Origin of the sequence: Aeribacillus sp. FSL K6-3256, assembly GCF_037965805.1 — a bacterium.
Classification (GTDB): domain Bacteria; phylum Bacillota; class Bacilli; order Bacillales; family Aeribacillaceae; genus Aeribacillus; species Aeribacillus composti.
Genome location: NZ_CP150188.1, coordinates 1,667,685 through 1,685,111, shown reverse-complemented (window position 1 = coordinate 1,685,111; position 17,427 = coordinate 1,667,685). Strand labels below are relative to the sequence as shown.

17 protein-coding genes and 2 pseudogenes are annotated in these 17,427 nt (G+C 37.1%); 6 read left to right on the top strand and 13 right to left on the bottom strand.

The genetic code is table 11. The annotated features are described in order from the left end of the window. Positions 1-22 precede the first annotated feature (22 nt). A complete protein-coding gene (locus NSQ84_RS08135) occupies positions 23-802 on the bottom strand; it encodes a TIGR00266 family protein (RefSeq protein WP_063389744.1) in 780 nt (259 codons plus the stop codon). 741 nt (positions 803-1,543) lie between these two features. On the opposite strand from NSQ84_RS08135, the pseudogene NSQ84_RS08130 reads away from it, so the two are divergent. Next, a pseudogene (locus tag NSQ84_RS08130) lies at positions 1,544-2,438 on the top strand (DMT family transporter). 490 nt (positions 2,439-2,928) lie between these two features. Here NSQ84_RS08130 and NSQ84_RS08125 read toward each other — a convergent pair. The 9 genes from NSQ84_RS08125 to yunB form a co-directional block, all read right to left on the bottom strand. Then, positions 2,929-3,780 carry an NAD(P)/FAD-dependent oxidoreductase gene (locus NSQ84_RS08125; protein ID WP_063389743.1) on the bottom strand — a complete coding sequence of 284 codons (852 nt, stop codon included), beginning with the start codon at positions 3,778-3,780 and terminating at the stop codon, positions 2,929-2,931. A 76-nt stretch (positions 3,781-3,856) separates the two neighbouring features. Then, positions 3,857-4,717, bottom strand: coding sequence for a DUF421 domain-containing protein (locus tag NSQ84_RS08120; RefSeq protein WP_063389731.1), 861 nt, complete (start codon positions 4,715-4,717; stop codon positions 3,857-3,859). Between the two features lie 14 nt (positions 4,718-4,731). Then, a complete protein-coding gene (locus tag NSQ84_RS08115; RefSeq protein WP_063389730.1) occupies positions 4,732-4,938 on the bottom strand; it encodes a DUF1657 domain-containing protein in 207 nt (68 codons plus the stop codon). Positions 4,939-4,943: 5 nt separating this feature from the next. Next, positions 4,944-5,300, bottom strand: a complete 357-nt coding sequence (gene spoVAE / locus NSQ84_RS08110) for a stage V sporulation protein AE (RefSeq protein ID WP_063389729.1) — start codon at positions 5,298-5,300, stop codon at positions 4,944-4,946. Positions 5,301-5,305: 5 nt separating this feature from the next. Continuing rightward, entirely contained in the window at positions 5,306-6,313 is a 1,008-nt protein-coding gene (spoVAD, locus tag NSQ84_RS08105; protein ID WP_063389728.1) for a stage V sporulation protein AD, read from the bottom strand. A gap of 1 nt (position 6,314) precedes the next feature. Continuing rightward, positions 6,315-6,794, bottom strand: coding sequence for a stage V sporulation protein AC (gene spoVAC / locus NSQ84_RS08100; protein WP_063389727.1), 480 nt, complete (start codon positions 6,792-6,794; stop codon positions 6,315-6,317). Positions 6,795-6,807: 13 nt separating this feature from the next. After that, a complete protein-coding gene (locus NSQ84_RS08095; RefSeq protein WP_063389726.1) occupies positions 6,808-7,254 on the bottom strand; it encodes a YhcN/YlaJ family sporulation lipoprotein in 447 nt (148 codons plus the stop codon). A gap of 56 nt (positions 7,255-7,310) precedes the next feature. Beyond that, the gene (locus tag NSQ84_RS08090) at positions 7,311-7,517 is read right to left on the bottom strand and encodes a DUF1657 domain-containing protein (RefSeq protein WP_063389725.1); all 207 of its coding nucleotides are present in this window, start codon (positions 7,515-7,517) and stop codon (positions 7,311-7,313) included. 100 nt (positions 7,518-7,617) lie between these two features. Next, positions 7,618-8,364, bottom strand: a complete 747-nt coding sequence (yunB, locus tag NSQ84_RS08085; RefSeq protein WP_063389724.1) for a sporulation protein YunB — start codon at positions 8,362-8,364, stop codon at positions 7,618-7,620. 164 nt (positions 8,365-8,528) lie between these two features. On the opposite strand from yunB, the gene NSQ84_RS08080 reads away from it, so the two are divergent. Next, positions 8,529-8,747 (top strand): hypothetical protein, encoded by a 219-nt coding sequence (locus NSQ84_RS08080; RefSeq protein WP_063389723.1) that lies wholly within the window; start codon positions 8,529-8,531, stop codon positions 8,745-8,747. A gap of 258 nt (positions 8,748-9,005) precedes the next feature. Further along, complete coding sequence (locus tag NSQ84_RS08075; protein WP_339212580.1) at positions 9,006-10,241, top strand: MFS transporter; 1,236 nt, start codon at positions 9,006-9,008, stop codon at positions 10,239-10,241. Between the two features lie 185 nt (positions 10,242-10,426). Here NSQ84_RS08075 and NSQ84_RS08070 read toward each other — a convergent pair whose 3' ends face one another. Continuing rightward, a complete protein-coding gene (locus tag NSQ84_RS08070; RefSeq protein WP_063389721.1) occupies positions 10,427-12,124 on the bottom strand; it encodes an ABC-ATPase domain-containing protein in 1,698 nt (565 codons plus the stop codon). Positions 12,125-12,139: 15 nt separating this feature from the next. Then, positions 12,140-12,508, bottom strand: coding sequence for a helix-turn-helix transcriptional regulator (locus tag NSQ84_RS08065; protein WP_063389720.1), 369 nt, complete (start codon positions 12,506-12,508; stop codon positions 12,140-12,142). Positions 12,509-13,427: 919 nt separating this feature from the next. Between NSQ84_RS08065 and NSQ84_RS08060 the strand changes: the two genes are divergently transcribed. The 3 genes from NSQ84_RS08060 (at position 13,428) to NSQ84_RS08050 (ending at position 16,085) form a co-directional block, all read left to right on the top strand. Then, positions 13,428-13,985 (top strand): hypothetical protein, encoded by a 558-nt coding sequence (locus NSQ84_RS08060; RefSeq protein WP_063389719.1) that lies wholly within the window; start codon positions 13,428-13,430, stop codon positions 13,983-13,985. A gap of 138 nt (positions 13,986-14,123) precedes the next feature. Further along, a complete protein-coding gene (locus NSQ84_RS08055; RefSeq protein WP_144597002.1) occupies positions 14,124-15,410 on the top strand; it encodes a sugar transporter in 1,287 nt (428 codons plus the stop codon). 3 nt (positions 15,411-15,413) lie between these two features. Continuing rightward, positions 15,414-16,085 carry an ATP-binding cassette domain-containing protein gene (locus NSQ84_RS08050; RefSeq protein ID WP_144597000.1) on the top strand — a complete coding sequence of 224 codons (672 nt, stop codon included), beginning with the start codon at positions 15,414-15,416 and terminating at the stop codon, positions 16,083-16,085. A 347-nt stretch (positions 16,086-16,432) separates the two neighbouring features. On the opposite strand, the pseudogene NSQ84_RS08045 reads toward NSQ84_RS08050, so the two are convergent. Next, positions 16,433-16,786 (bottom strand): annotated as a pseudogene (locus tag NSQ84_RS08045) (transposase); the annotation flags it as partial. Positions 16,787-17,427 lie beyond the last annotated feature (641 nt).

The window sequence follows — 17,427 nt, the reverse complement described above, 5'->3', positions numbered from 1 at the left end:
TTCCTCTTGTCATTGCAAATAATCAATCTCCATCAAACAAATCCCCAATTCCGCCTAAAATGCTGCCTTCATCTTTGCCTCCACTTTGCGCGGCCAAAACTCTGTCAGCTAAACGGCTGAAGGGCAATGATTGCACCCAAACAGAACCCGGTCCACGTACGGTTGCGAAAAACAGACCTTCGCCGCCAAAGAATGCCGTTTTCACTTTGCCGACAAATTCGATATTGTAATCAACATCTTTTGTCATTGCTACTAAACAGCCTGTATCAATTTTAAGTTTTTCTCCTGGGAGCAAATCCTTCTGGATAATCGTTCCGCCTGCATGAAGAAAAGCTAATCCATCTCCCTCAAGCTTCTGCATAATAAACCCTTCACCGCCGAAAAATCCTGTCCCTAATTTCCGTTGAAATTCAACTCCGACGGAAACCCCTTTTGCAGCGCAAAGAAATGAATCCTTTTGACAAATGACCTTCCCGCCGAATTCCTTTAAATCAAGCGGAATAATTTTTCCGGGATACGGAGCGGCAAAGGAAACATGTTTTTTTTCCATCTGATGATTTGTAAACACTGTCATAAATAAGCTTTCTCCAGTAATCAAACGCTTCCCTGCGCCAACAAGTTTACCTAATAAACCTTTTGATTGATTACTTCCGTCACCAAATACTGTTTCCATTTCAATACCATCGTCCATCATCATCATGGCGCCGGCTTCTGCTATGGCGCTTTCGCCAGGATCAAGTTCAATTTCGACAAATTGCATATCGTCTCCATGAAGTTTGTATTCAATTTCATGAGCGACCATAGTTTCACCCCAATAATTGTAATTTTTTGAATATGTAATATACTCATCATAGCTCTTTTTCATCCATATTGCCATAATTTTTTTAAGAATCTCTATGACCATAGAACCAGTGCATAATACCACTTTGAGCAATCCGTTCGATTTCTTTTTTCAATCGGGCTTCGGTGCAATATGAATGTTTTGTCCTAGGCAAGGAAAAAGAATTGCTTGCAGCAAAAAAGCCAAAGGATTAACGGCTGCTCAGTTAAACGATATATCTACTTCATTTGCAAAATGCAGATGTAAAATAAAGTTTGATAAATAATCGTCTTATATAAAATTGAAAGTTTGATCAAACATCCTGTTTATATAGGATTTATCCTTTAAAAAAGCAAAACAGAATTTGATCGAATTTTATCGATTTAGGAGCGAGAAAATCAGCCTCTAAATCCGAAAAAACTAATGAGGTATTGGTACAGCTCGAACAGTTAATACAGGGCTGACCAGTTTATAAAGATAATATAAAAAGTTAATTGATGAAATTATCTGAGTAATAGATTTTCGAATAAACTAACATCACTGGATATGGAATATTCGTTCTGGATCGCTGCTGAAATAATTTCGCAGAAGCAATTTGAGAAATTATAGATAATACCGTTAAACAGTTTCTACTTCATAGGTATACTGTTGCCCGTGATTTTATTAGGTATTAAGCGGGTTTCTACAGTATCGTAATCGTATGAGAATGTGCATTGAACCCAAATGAGGAAAAATGAAAAAACGGTTGGATTTCTGCTGATCATTTCTGTAACTTTGCAGCAATCTTCGTCAAATGGTCGGAAGCACCGGCAACTATACTAAGTATGTATCGCATGTATTTAGCCTCTATATTATTGTTGCCAATGATCTATGTAAATAGGAAATATTTAGTAAGATTTCCAAAAAGGAATGGCTGATTTTATTAGCTGCAGGTGTTTTTTTAGCCTTACATTTTGCTTTGTGGTTTGAATCTTTGAAACTGACAACTGTGGCCAGTTCGACGATAATACTTTTTTTGCAGTTCTATAGTCGCTTTGTTAGGAGGATTTTTAATTTGCAAAGATAGAACAACTATTTCAACTTTAATCGCTATCGTGATTTCAATTATAGGAGTAGTTATGGTTGGTTGGGGTGATTTTGGGCTTAATCGCCAATCAGTCATTATTGGTGATATTTTATCCTTTTTAAGTGTTTGGCAATTGTTTGTTATTTATTAATCGGACAAAATACGGTAAAGCTGATTTCTCATTGGATTTACAGTTTTTGTGTATTTTTTTGCTGCAGTTACTTTAACGATTTAAACCTTTTTGCGAATGTACCCATCAGCGGTTATGATTCAAAGGAATGGGGAATTTTTTTGTTGCTGGCAATAGTCCCTACAATCGCTCATGTAATATATAATTTTTTATTAAAGTATGTAAACTCAGCCACTATCTCGATGAGTGTTTTATTTGAACCTATAGGAGCTACAATTTTAGCAGCAATCCTATTAGGTGAAACTGTTGTCGGTTTGCAGATTGCAGGCGGCTTCTTTGTTTTATTAGGTGTATTTTTATTTTTACTTCAACAAAGGAAAGCAGCTGCAAATGAATCTTATCGTGCAAATAATATAGAATGATTTCTTGTCTTTGATAAAAATTCCTATGTAAAGCTGGAGAATAGTATGTGAAACATACACTTCAACAATTCGGGGCTTTAGTTGAAAACATCTGAGCCTTCATCGTAAAAAAATTAAAGATTGAAGAGAGCTTTTTCGCCAAAAACAAATGCTCAATCCCTATCATGTGCAGAACTTCCATTTTCGGATTCTCACTTATTTGATCACATTTACTTTCTCTGCAGCCGTGAAAGGCTGTAATCATAAATATCTTCATGTCAACACAAAGGAGGGCATCGAAACTTCCAGCGCTCAAAACAATTGATGTCCTCCCCCTCCTAGCTTTATGTTCAGTCAACTTTTTCCAATACTAATTCTACTAATTCAAGACAAATCCGAGCATTCGCTCCTAAATTGCTCGTCATTCTTTGTCGATAACTTTTACGGTCGTAAAATCGGCAAAATAATGGAGCCCTGAACAGCTCGGAATTTTCAGATCTATCAATCAACATCAAGTCCGTTGTTCCTCTAAAAGCCGTTTATGAATCCAAATCGCTGCTTGGATTCCATCCCCCATTGCGATTGCAGCTTGTTCCGAGTGAGCCGCAACGTCTCCGGCTGCCCAAACATTTTGGACGCTCGTTTCTTTCGTCCGTGCATGGATGACTAGATGCTTATTTTCTAATCGCTCGGCGCCGAGCTGAGCGGCAAGATCTGAATGAACGCGATTGCCGCCAAATCCGAGGAAGCCTCTATCCGCGAAAAGGCGTCTTCCGCTTTCCAATTCAACTCCCTTAAACCATTCACCGTCTCTCATCACTTTCGTTAACCGTTCTTTTATGTATTCGATATTTTTATTAGAAAGTTCATTTTTTAATGCAGCATTAATTTCTTCTCCATCATGATTCACGTAATGAATGTCTTTCGTCCAGTACGTTAGTGAGAGAGCCAGCTTCGCTCCTGCTTTTCCTGCCCCCATTACAATGACCGATTTCCCATCTACTTCATATCCATCGCAATCAGGGCAAACATATACCGAAATGCCTAAACAATGCTTTATTTCTGACAGCACTTCTGGTATGCGGTCGGTAACCCCTGTTGCAATCAGCAATTTTTTTGTTTTGTATATGCTGCGATCGTCCGTTTCGATAAGGAAATCTTTTCCTTGCTTTTCGACTTTTGCTGCCAGCTTTTTCAAAAATTTTACTCCGTATTTTTCTGCATGTTCTCTTCCAAGAGTACGCAGTGTCTGTCCGCTTACCCCGTCAGGCCACCCTAACAAATTATGATAGCTTCTGCATAGCGTCGATCTTCCGTTCATCTTGTCGATGACTAAAACATTATGTTTATACCTTCCAAGCATAATGGCCGCAGATAAACCGGCGATCCCGCCGCCAACAATGATGCAATCGTATGTTTTCACTTTTCCACCCTTTCAGTCAACCTTGCAAAAAAGGCGTTAATGTTTTGATCATTTCAGCTATTTTTTTTCTATTTCTTACATACATGTTTTTTGCTTCCGTATTTTCAGTTTGCAGAGCGTATAATTCAAAATCTGCCTCCACTTTTTTAAGGGATGAAAGTAGAAGCTGTTTTTCAACAGGTTCAGGCACTTTTACTTTATCATCATATAAATCAACAGTGAGTTGTCCATATGAATCGACTTGGGCTAAAAAAACATTCTCGACGGCGACTCCTAATTGATCGAGTTTTTCTTTCAGCCATCTTCGATTCAAACCGGTCGTTGAAAGAGCTTCGTCCATAATTTTTCCGTCCATTATGACGGTTTGCGGTTCTTTAACAGGGGCAACGTTCGTTTTGATATCTCCTACCGTTATAGGCTGTTTTTCTTTTTTTAGCAAAATACTCAGTTCACCAGTAGTTTCCAAAATAGCAAATTCCACATCACTGGCATGATGGACATTATTTTTCCTCAATTGTTCCAACAAAGCGGCCAAAGGATATTTTTCTTTCTTTAAATTTTCCTCCATGATTTTTCCGTTTTTAATAAAAACGGTCGGTTTTCCTTCAATAAATTGCTGAAACGACGGACTTTTCATGGAAATGAATGAAATAATAACCGGAATCATCACCCATATGGCAATGCTGATAATACCGTTTGTTAAATTTAAATTCGTATCCATTGACAGTGTCCCGGCAATGTCACCAATGGTAATGCCGACGACGTATTCAAAAAAGGAAAGCTTGGAAAGCTGTTTTTTTCCCAATAGTTTGGAAATGAAAAATAATCCAGCTATTATGGCAAGTGAACGAATAATGACTTCAACCCACTCTGGCATGTTCATCCCTCTTTTCAAAAGCCTTTATACTCAGGTTCCTCAAACTCCAGCTCTCCAATTCGAGACTTTACATCATTGATAATTTCTTCAGATATTAACATGTTTTCGTGAAAAACTCGTTTCGTTTCTTCATCAGTTGACGTAATGGCCAAGTTTTGCAATCCCGCATGAATGCTTTTTAAACTGGCCAGCGTTTGCTTGACCTGTGATGCTACTGTCAATTCAATCACCCCTTCGGTTTAAATAAAAGCGCTCCGATAAAACCAAAAATAATAGCTGCTGAAATACCGGAGCTAGTCACTTCAAACATACCTGTTAAAACGCCGATCAATCCATGTTTTTCTGCTTCTTGCAACGCTCCATGAACGAGAGAATTTCCGAAGCTTGTAATCGGAATGGTTGCACCTGCACCCGCAAAATCGATAAATGGTTCATAAAGCCCGAAACCGTCCAAGATGGCTCCAATCACGACAAACGTACTTAATGTATGAGCAGGTGTTAAATGAAACACATCAAACATGATCTGTCCAATTACACAAATTAATCCGCCTATGACAAACGCCCAAAAAAATGACGCAACCAAATGTTTCACCCCCTGAATTCAATGGACACAGCGTGTGCAATGCACGGAATGGTTTCATTTTGCTGGAACGTTAGCGGAGAAAGCAGCGCCCCAGTTGCGACAGCGAGAATTCGCTTCAGCTCGCCTTTTTTCATCCGATTTAATAAATGGCCGTATACGACAATTGCCGAGCAGCCCGCCCCGCTTGCACCGGATAAAACTGGTTGTCCTTCCCGATAAATCATTAAACCGCAATCCTGAAATTTTTCCTCATCCATTTGAACTCCATTTTTTTCAAATAATTCAAGAGCGACGTTGCGTCCGATTTTTCCTAAGTCGCCTGTTACAATTAAATCATAGTAGTCCGCATCAATATTTAAATCGCGGAAATGCGCTTCTATCGTATCAACTGCTGCCGGCGCCATCGCACCGCCCATATTAAACGGATCAGACATGCCTAAATCGACCACTCTGCCAATCGTTGCCGAGGTCACGGCAGGTCCTTTCCCTTCATTGCTTAACAAAGCAGCTCCTGCACCCGTGACTGTCCACTGTGCAGTCGGTGGCTTTTGCCCACCGTACTCGGTCGGATAGCGAAATTGTTTTTCGATTGCCGTATTATGGCTGGCCGCACCAGTCAGTAAATATTTTGCTCCGCCGTAATTGACGATAAATGCGCTTAATGCCAGCCCTTCCATCGACGTAGAACAAGCGCCGAAAATGCCGAGATAAGGAACGCCGAACGTTCTTGCTGCAAAGCTGGACGGGGTGATTTGATTCACTAAATCTCCGGAAATAATAAATTCCACCTGTTCTTTTTCAATGTTTCCTTTTTCTATTGCTTTGTAAAACGCTTCTTCAAAAAGCACTTTATGAGCTTTTTCATAAGAGTCCTCACCCAACCACAAATCTTCGTGAAGAAGATCAAAATCGTCGGCTAGTCTGCCATTTGCTTCAAACGGCCCGCCAACGGTAGCGGTTGAAATGATCACGGGTTGATTATGAAATACCCAAGTGCGATGTCCTTTCAGCATTTCAAAAACCACCCCATTTAATTAAAATCGTTTTGATTAAAGCAACTACAAATGCAGAAAATGTTCCAAATAAAATAACAGATCCGGCCAATTTAAACATGTTCCCGCCTACACCGAGGACAAATCCTTCTGTTCGATGCTCAATCGCTGCAGAAATAACAGCATTTCCGAACCCTGTGACTGGTACAGCGCTTCCGGCACCGCCAAATTGAGCAATCCGGTCGTAAACACCAAATCCGGTCAAAAGCATAGATAAAAAAATCATCGTGGCAACAGTCGGATTTCCAGCGGTTTGTTGAGTAAAATGAAAAAAGTACATGTAAAAAAACTGTATCGCTTGTCCGATGGAGCAAATAATTCCACCGACTAAAAAGGCTCGTAAACAGTTTTGGACAACAGGTCTTTTCGTTTCATTTTTTTTCTCCAATTGATAGTATTCCTGCATGATTTTCGTTTGAAGTTTTCTTTGCTCATTCGCCATCGAAAACACCTTCTTATGTTTCTTCTCTGCTCAATTGAATAATGTTTTCCACTTTCTTGTTCATTTCACGCTTGTCCAGATTTTCCAGTTTGTTAATTAATTTTTCTGTTTCCCAATAAATTTTCATGTCGCTTGAAACGGTGACATCATAATCTCGGAAAGATTTTTTTAATTTTTTTTCAATTGTTTTTTCCTTTTGTTTTAATTGAAACCGTTTCATATGATCTAATTGAAAAGCAAGCAATAGCTTGCGGTCTGTATTGACGCTTATGGCTTTGGGAACTCCATCATAGCTTTCCGCAATTTCCTCCGCCTTTTTCGCGACCTTTTGATTAAAAGGAGCGTTCTTCGTCGAATAATTGATTTTTGTCGGTTGTTCTAAAGTCGGATCGACCATATCGTTCTGTTGGCATGCTGAGAAAACAAAAAGGAAAGTGAAAAAGAATATAAAATGTTTCATCCTGACCAGCTCACTCTTATTTGTGATGTGTTGAAAAGGTTGGTAAATACCAACCTTTACTGTTGTCTATATTGAGGCTCTTCATTCTGGATTTGCTGCAAGCGAGTATTAATCAAATCAACGATTGACTGTGTTTGCTGCGCAGCCTGTTGATAAATCTGTTTTGCTTGCTTGTTTTCCGTTTGCAGTGCAAACGTTTCAAAGCTTGCTTGAGCACTTTTTAATCCTGCTAATGTTTGTTGAACTTGAGTTGAAACTGTCAATGTCAATTCCTCCTTTTTGTTGTTACAAGTTTAATATTTCCTAAATGCCCAAAAGTAAAAGAGGGATGTTCTTCCCTTATATCCATTTTATTCCGCATTATTATTTTGATTTTTCAGGCATAATGACAGCAGGTGCCGAACCAGTCCCGCCGCTGTTGTAAAACTGCGGAACTTTTCCTTCAATAAATAAATCACCAATTTTCACTGAATTTTCTATTTCCATATCTTTTGAAATCGAAGGAATAATGACGTTAATTTTAACTAAAATGTCCATATATATTTCTAAATAAGCGTTATTAATGCCAATTTCCTTATATTTTGTGCTAATTTCTGAATTAACTGAACCAATAAGTTCAAAGCGTACGGGAACTTCGGGACCTAAATGGGAGATGAGCGCATTGTTCGTTATTAATCCGAGTGGAATATGATAAACCAGGCCTTTTCCATCTGGGTTTTGATTGACGGGGATGCCGTCTTCCGATTCAACCTCCACATTCCCATCTAAATATTGCTGAATATAAACGGTCGCATCTGAAATAAGACGGTTATAAATTTGGGAATTAAAGCTGTAAGTCGCCGTTTCGTCTGATTTCTTTTCATGAATAATGATCAATTCCTTCATATCAAGTTTTTCTGCTATTTTTTTCGAAACAGCATCATGAATTGCATGTTCGGCAATTTGCCTCGTCTTTGTTTCCGCTATTCTGACCAATGTCGGTTCAATAATGGCATTGATCAGCCATAAGCTGTATGCTGTCAAAACATTGAAAATGACAAATGTAATTAAAAAAACATATTTAGCCGGCAGAGGGCCGCGTCTTCGTCGTCTTCTGAATTTTCGGTACAAAAGAATTTCCCTCCCTTTGTACCAATATATGTAGAAAAGAAAGCTGATTAGAAGCTAAAATAAAATTGGAATCAACTGTAACTAATAAAGAATCGTGAAAAAACAATACTATAACTGTTGGAAGATGTTCTTCCAAACACAACTTAGGAAGAGGTGCTTTTATAATGAGAAAAATGGGGTCCCTCTTCAAAATGGGAAAAAAAGGCTCCATGTTTCCTAAGAACCGGCAAAGAAACAGCATGATGTGGATTTCTTTAGTCGGTTTGGGGGCTGCAGCATTATACGGATTTGGCAGACGACAAAACTTATTCGCTAACATCATCAAACCGCTGCAACAAAAATTTGCAAACAGTCAAATTCAACAAATCATGCCAAACCGATAAAAGAAAACGGCCGATTTTCTTTCTCATGTTTGAAAGAAAATCGGCTTTTTTTGTAATATGTGTCAGTTGAAACTTTTTCACCCCATCGCTGTTCTAGATTTCCATCGATTTGTGAATTTTCTCCTCCAGCTTCTATTAAAAAGAAAAGGCAACCAATCCATTGAGTTCCTTTGAAAAATTTGTATAATAGAGTAGTTGGTAATTGTTCGAGTATCTAAATATTTTTGTTTTTACAATGCAGGAGGTGCCATCAAATCCATGAAGGATTCTGCCGTTCATACCGCCAAGCCGCCGCTTTGGACAAAATCATTCATTTTGTTAATTATCGGAAATTTATTTATTTTTATGAGCTTTCAAATGCTTTTGCCTACTTTGCCGCCGCAAGCGAAAGCAATTGGAGCATCGGACATTGAAATCGGGCTTGTTACAACCCTTTTTTCCATCGCTGCTGTTGTCATTCGACCGCTCATTGGTTTTCTTCTTGAATCAGCGAAACGAAAATGGCTCGTTATAACTGGAGCTGTAGGCTTACTCTTTTTAACCCTTTCATACTCGCTTACATCGATTGTTTTTTTATTTTTAATTGTCCGCCTCCTTCACGGTTTTGCCTGGGGCTGGTCAACAACAGCAAATGGAACGGCAGCTGTTGAATTGGTTCCAACGAAACGCCTCGGAGAAGGAATGGGCTATTATGGTTTATCTATCACCATTGGGATGATCATCGCTCCTAGTTTTGGCATTTTGCTTTTTCAACATTTAGGATTCCAGCCGCTCATCATCGGTTCCGCCATTTTCGGTGTCATATCGATTATCGCCCTTTCATTAGTTCAATACAAAACGCCAAAGTCTGTTTTAGAAAAATCAATACATGTAAAGGATTTTTCTTTTTTTCGCTCACTCATTGATAAACATGGGGCGTTTCCTGCACTGATTACATTATTATCAGCTTTCGGTTATGGGGGAATTGTCACGTTTATCGTCATATTCGGCCAAGAAAGAGGGATCGATCAAATCTTCTTATACTACTTATGTAATGCGTTGGCGGCAACTGCTGTACGACCAATTTCAGGAAGGTGGTTTGATCGAAGCGGTCCTTGGCTTCTTGCCATTGTTTGCTCATTCTTAACATTTATCGCCTTTTGGGTTTTATCTTTCACATACTCAGTCGGAATGCTTGTTTTAGCTGGTATTTTATTTGGCGCCGGTTTTGGGTCACTGCTTCCTGTTTTGCAATCATGGGTGCTTTCTAAAACACCTGCCGATCGGAGAGGAGTCGCAAACGGAATGTATTATTCAGCATTGGATGGAGGAATAGGAATAAGTGCGGTTTTTCTAGGCTTCTTATCATCCTATGTTGATTTAGGAACGATTTTTCAATTATCAAGCATTTGTTTTTTCATTGTTATTCTGCTAGTTTTAATTGATTATTTAAAAGAGAAAAAGAAAACGGACAAGCGGGAAAACCAGCAAGTTCATGCCAAATCGTTTTCGTAACGAGCATTGACAGATTCAAAGCTTGCGACTCCCGCGCCCGTTTCGCGCCGGCAAGCTTGCGGTCGAGGCCGTCTAAGCAAAAGAAATGCTCGGAGTCTCTCGCTTTCTTTGCGCTGTCAAAATTGGGGCACCCGTCAGTTCGTTGATGATGATAGAAAAATTTTTTATGGAAGAAAGTCTTTTCTTCATTCCCGAATTTTTAACGCCCTAATCCGATTCAAGGCTGCCGCTAATTCAAATCTTCTTACATACGCCAATTCACCTTGATGACCATGATGGGCCGAAAAACTTTGGAGACCGTCCTGATTGATCTTATTTTCTACGAAATCAAGCAATTGTGATACTGTTAAGCGTCTGTCAAAAAGGTTTGTCCGTTCGATATACGATAATATTTCTCCAATCATTCTTGTCTGGCTTTCGTCGACCAGCTGTTCTACATAAGATAAATCAATTTTTTCTAGTCCATATTGAATTTCAGAAAGCCGGCAAGCAATTTTAGATTTTTTCCCTTTTCTGCTGTTCAAGCTGCCTGATTCCGGAATACGAAGCTTCCATTCTCCAAATTTCTCCCCTCCTTCATGCTTTCTTCCGGTTTTAATTTGACAGGCAATCTGTTTTGCTTCATGTGTGACGTCATAAGGCTTATAATGATCCATTTTAATTACGCGATCCGCAACGGAAAAGTAATCTCCCGATCCGCCCATAACTAAAATTGTTGAGACATCAAAATCCTGCTTCAATTGTAAAACTTTATCGATAAATGGAGTAATGGGCTCATGCTCTTTATGAATTAATGCTTGCATTCTGGCGTCCCGAATCATAAAGTTTGTTGCACTTGTATCCTCGTCGATCAATAATGTTTTTGCTCCTGCTTCTAGCATTTCCATTATATTGGCTGCCTGCGATGTACTGCCGCTTGCATTTTCCGTAGAGAAGGATTTTGTGCTTTTTTGAAACGGCAGATTGTTAATAAAAGCGGAAATATCCACCTTCTTTATACTGCGGCCATCTTCGGCACGTATTTTGCATGCTGAACGGTCCGTCAAAACAAATTCACGGCCGTCCCCTTCAATATGGTCATAAACACCATGCTCGAGCGCCTTTAATAAAGTGCTTTTTCCATGATAACCTCCTCCAACGATCAAGGTGATGCCTTTGTATATAGCCATGCCCTTCAACGGTTCTTGCCGATGCGGAACAGGAATTGAGACTTCCATTTCCTTTGGACTTTGAAAAGGAACAGCGCCCTTCAACGGCTGATCACTTACGCCGCTTGCACGCGGCAAAATTGAATTATTTGCAATAAACGCTATTATTCCTCTCTCTTTCATATAGGAGCGGATCGCCATTTGCTGATCGCAAAGCTGAATCGCGCTCTCAATATCTTTCCCCTTCACAGAAAAGACAGAATGCCGCAAAATTTCGGGAAGTAGTTGAAAAAATATTTTTTTGGCTTCCTTGCCTAATATTGTTCTCCCTTGAGCCGGAAGACCGATTGAAAGACAAACTGTAATATCGTTTTCTCCTATCTGAACAGCTGTCCGTTCTAACACCTTCTGCCCCGGTTTGTCAATCATGATCAGCCCGCTTTTTCCAGAGCCGCGTACGTTATTTTTCAAATTAGAAATAGCTTGAAATACTTCGCGGACAATCATATCTTCACATCTTATCTTTCTTTGCCGGCTGTTTGTCCATTTTTGTAAAAAAGCCGTTTTGCTTCTAGCGATCAATATTCTGATTTTCGAAGGACTCGCAAACGGATCGCCCTGTACATAATCGATCAACAATTCAAAATCAGGAAACTTGTACGAGCCTTGAATCTGTTTGTACGCTTTATATCCTTTGCCATCGATTTGTTCCAGCTTTTTTGCAAGATTGATCATAATACTCCTCCATATTTATGCAAAATTGTCTCGTATAGCTTTTTCAATAATTGCTTTTGAGCGGTCCAGCTCTGCTTTTAGTTGTCTTTTATATTGTTTTGCTTTTTCATAATCGACAAACTGATAATAGACAACCTCTTGAAACTCGGCTCCTTCTTTTTTTCGTTTAATTTGTTTTAAAATGCCGTCTTTTATTAAATCATGAAGCGCTTTGTACAGCTCAGAATGATTCGGACGGTAGCCATACGGGCGAAACTCTTCCCGCAGTTCATCCAATATTTTAAAACCATACAGCCGCTTCTTTTCCGTCATCGTGATTAAATATAATTTTAAAAAAGCGCGCTGCTTCAATAAAAAGCCGCTAGGTTTTCTTTTTTCCGTCATCTCTCCATCCATCTCCTTTTTACAATAATATAATTATGTAAACTTATAGTTTTCCGATCCTTTTATTTTAATCATAATATAAGTTCATATAAAAATATATCTTTTTTTCATTTAGAACATTGTTTGCAAAATGAATTGTCACACAATATGACAAGACCTCCATGCTATTTGTTAAAATATTTGTTTAAGCATAAAGTGGAATGGCATTCGGCTGTTGGTTAATTCGAAAGTCTTTTCCTCTACCACCGAATCTTGACCTTTTTAAAATTTAGATTGCATCTCGGAAGCATCGGGCATGAACATTTTTTATTCACGCAATAATGAGTGTTACAAACAAGATGATTCTGTCTGAAAAAACGTAGATTAATGGGATGGATTACTTAAAATCATTATTCCTAACATGCCACCTTTTGAAAACCATTAGAAAAATTTAGGAGCAGCTTGACCAAGGGATCCAACCTTCATTATAATATTTCTATAAATTGCCAAAATCCTCATTCGGAAATACTAGTTTAAAAGAAATTACATGACTTTGTTTTCGGGTTTCATCACATAAGAATTCACGGGCTGCTTAGCTATGCAAGTTCGGTTGATTACAATTTGGCTTCCCGCTTTAGTACAATTGCATGATTTGTTGTTTATAGTCTACTTGAACTAAAAATTTTTGACCAACTAAGTACAGCCCATTCAGTTGCAATTTTAAACGAGGAAAGAATATTATTTGTGTGAAATTAAAGCAATTTTGAGAGGATAAGTTATGAATTTAATCTGACTGCTGCCGGAATTATTCTTGATGGTCTCTCTCAATGAAATTTCTTATGTTTCATGGTGATTGACTCTAACTGTAATAGCCTTTAGCCTCCTGCTGTTTTAATTTTTGTAATAAGGCGGAACACCTTTTCTTATAAAGGGGATAAATATGCTCAAATTAAAAAATGAAAGAATAATAAATTTACTTTCTTTTTGCCTGTTAGTGCTAGCAGTTGTGGCGAATTCATTTTTTTCCATTAAACAGTTTCAAGTGATTGAGCAATTTGATAAACTGCAAGCGAGCTTTCCATTGTTTGCACATTCGTTTGTTGCTGCTTTGTTAATTTTAATACAATTGATTGCGGGAATTACCGTGATCATAATCGAAACAATATTTGTTACTTATATTACAAATGTCATGACGAATAAAAAGTTTACATTTAGTAACTTTTTATCAGCCATCATTTTTGCGAATCTTGTTTCCATTTTATTAAATATGACGATCATTTCACTGGCTGGCTTTAATCAACTGCAAGATATTCAATGGCTGGGCTGGTTTCCAGGTTCGCAAATCCTATTGGTTGTTTTTTTCTACTTATATTTATCATATTTAGACAGTTCCACTTCCATCAGCCTAAAAATAAGACTGTGTACAATAATATTTTCGACCACTTATGGTTTGACGCTTATCATTCAAACGTTCATGACTGTTGTGCAATTTCAATGATCTTAGGAAGGTGCATAATATGGAAAAAAAATTTAAGGCTAAAATGAGAATATTGTTCGTAATCTCGATAATCGTTTTTTTAGTAGGAATTTTTAATCTGGTAAAAATTGTTACGAAAATGTTGGGGAATTGAAGAAGATGAAATACTTCAAATACAAGCGGTTAATGAAAAAAAGAAAAGCATTAGCAAATTTCGAGATTTTATTTGGGAATTTTCTAAATAAGTTTGCTGGCGGCGATAAAAAATTGCTGCTGGTCTTTCTCTATAACGTAAATGCAGTCATTACTTTCGCTTCGATGTTAGCACCGATTTTTGTCTATTTGCTCATTTATTTTTTTCATTCCTTTATAAATATAAATCCTTTTTATATCGCCACTATCTATTTTTTTATAACGCTTTTGTTCACTGATATTAATAATGATGATTACGATCATGTGGAACTGGAGAATATTTCTCAATGGATGTATAAAGCTCACAAAATTAAATTTCAATTACTGATTATTAAAAAATTGCTGTTAACATTTGGAACAAACATTTTGTCTTATTGTTTTTTTATGTTGATTTTTATGAGAGAATTTCATTTTAGTTACATAACCATTCTTTTATACGAGATTTTCTTCTTAATAGCTGTTTTTTTTACTATTATTGTAAAATTTTTATGGAGCAATCCTCAGATTGTCTTTTTATTTATTCACGGGCCGAACGCTACGAAAAAGAAAGAACATTTCATCCGGTATAAAAATGACCTGCATTTAGATCAGTATCAAGCGGCTTTATCCCGATCTTGTCAAAATAGAACTTACTACTTATATATATTGTATACTTATTTGTTTGCAGCTGCTTCTTTAGTTCTGATATGTATGATTCATTTTTATTTTAATATTCATAAATTGATTATCATTTCGGTTTATTTAGGAATTGAAAGCGCAATGATTAGTATGATATCTCAAGGAATCATAAATAGCTCAAAACTGTTAAACGACTGTAATTTAAGCGATTTTTATTATATAAAGAAGTTTGATCAAAAAACTTATTATGAGAATTCGCTTTCTAAATTTCTGTCAAGAAGGCTCATCGTAATCCTAATCAGTTATTATGCTGGTGTATTCCTCCTTTATGGATTTTCATTATTTTCAGCTGTCACTGTTTTATGTTCAACAATCATTTACTTCTACACAATAAAAATCATTTCAAAAAGAGTCTATCGCTTTCAAAAATTATCAATAGAAGATATTAAAAACAATTTTTTTGTATATTTTTTTAATCCTTTAGAAGATTTATTCGTTTTAGGGTTGCCTTCTATTACATGCAGCGTTGTAGCTTTTTATTCAATGAAATTCGGCAGTATATATCCTATACTCTTTTTCTTTATTGTTTATTCACATTTTTTATTATTATATAATTTTCTGACAAAAGAGAGGTAAAACATGCTTGAATTGATCAATATAAAAAAAAGATATGGTGAATCAGCCTACATTTTTGACGGTATTAACTTAAAAATAGATAACATGAGCATTGTTGAATTACTTGGTGAAAATGGAATTGGCAAATCAACGTTGTTGAATATCATCGGTGGAATGACAACATTCGATGGGGACATCAAGTTAAACAATATTTCATTAAAGGACGATTTTCAAAAGTATATAAAAGGAGTCTCCTTAATTGGCAATACACCATTTTTATACGATTATTTAACAACGGCTGAAACAATTGATATGATCTTATCCTTCCTGAATGGGGAAAGATTAGATTCGTCTCTAGAAGGTCTTATAGAAAAAATTGGACTCTACAAATATAAAAATACCCTTACACGCGAACTGTCTTTAGGAACGAAACAAAAACTATCTTTAATTTTAGCACTTCTATCTTCGCCTAATTTGATTCTCCTTGATGAACCTTTTGTCAATTTCGATATTAGGTCAAGAAAAGTTATTCTCGATTATTTGAAAAATTACGTCATGCAAAACAAGGCAATTTTAATTTATGCCACTCATTCAACGGATGCTGATTTAACTGATTTTTCAAATCAAAAGATCATTTTAAAAAGGAATGAACAACTGAATACAGTAGTTTTAGAGTGCGGCAGCCGTGAAGCATAAATTTTGTATGCTCGGTTATAGGAAGTTCATTTTTCTTTTTGGGCTTTCTAAGGAACAGTTTCACCTTGATTTCCAGCCTTCTTTTTCCGCGATTTTACTAACATACAAATACTGTTTGAATCATTCTTTCATATAGCAGAATGAAAAACAAAAAAATTCCTAAAAAAACAGCATTTACGAGGATAGCTCGAGTAAATAGTAGTCAAAGCCTGATGAAACAGTTCATAAAGGAGTCCAAAAGCTATTCAAAACCAATCAATCTCTATAAAAATTGACCCTGCTAGAACAGTCGCTAATGTTAATGGAGATTTTCAAACTCAAGGGGCAGTGTCTTGGACTTATAAAGCCTTGGTTGGAAGATTGTTGTCTAGCTCTTTGGAGCGCTTCACGTGCATCGGGTTTGTCATCACGAGAGGAATGCCCTTCTCGTCAAGAAAGTAAGCGAGATTGAGCCAATAATGTCCCGTTGGCTCGATGCCAACGATCACTTCCGTTTTTTCAACTTCCTCCATCGCTTTCACGATGCACTGGTACAACCATTCCAATCCTTCTTTCGATTGCAGAACGGGAAACGGCTTTTTTAACACCCTCCCTCGCTCATCCACAAAGCAGGCATAATGCTTCTTTTTCGCGATATCCATGCCAACGATGAGCGTTTGATCGGTGACTTGATTAATCTTCTTGTTTGAGATAGAACTCATGTATAGTCCTCCTTGGTATCCAAATTAGGGGGCAATTAATCCGATTGACACCCCCGAATCATACCAAGAGGGCTTTTTTATTCAAGTCCCCGAAAAAACTTCTAACAGGAATGTTCCTTATAGGCTTTTGTTTATTCTTTGCTATGGCTGTTCCTAGCCTAATCATTTACTTTGTTTCTTTAGGAGTTAATCATTTCTTAGGAGACTATGTAAATTATAGCTCTCGGTCAGACTTATACATTTTTCTTTATTGGTAAGTGCAGTAGCACTCGTTTATATGCTCAGATTTATGGTAATTATTAAAGGACTCGCAGCATCGCTCATAATACCTAACTGGATCACTTACATTTTTGAGTTTTCTTTTGCATAGATAGCTGTGTATTTTCCATACAGTATGTTATAAATAACCATTTAAGTAATGTGTCCATTTTTCAAGGAGGAGAGTTACTTTTATCCTTTTTTGTTGCATTTTTATTTTTAGGGTGTGCCATTCTTTTCTAACCTAGATGATATATCAAGGATAAAATTGGGATAGACATAGTAGAAGTAGAAAATACTATGTCTTCATAAATATTAAGGAGGAGGATATGATTTTGAATTTTATTCATGGGCTAAAGAAAATGGATTAAGTAATGCAAAAT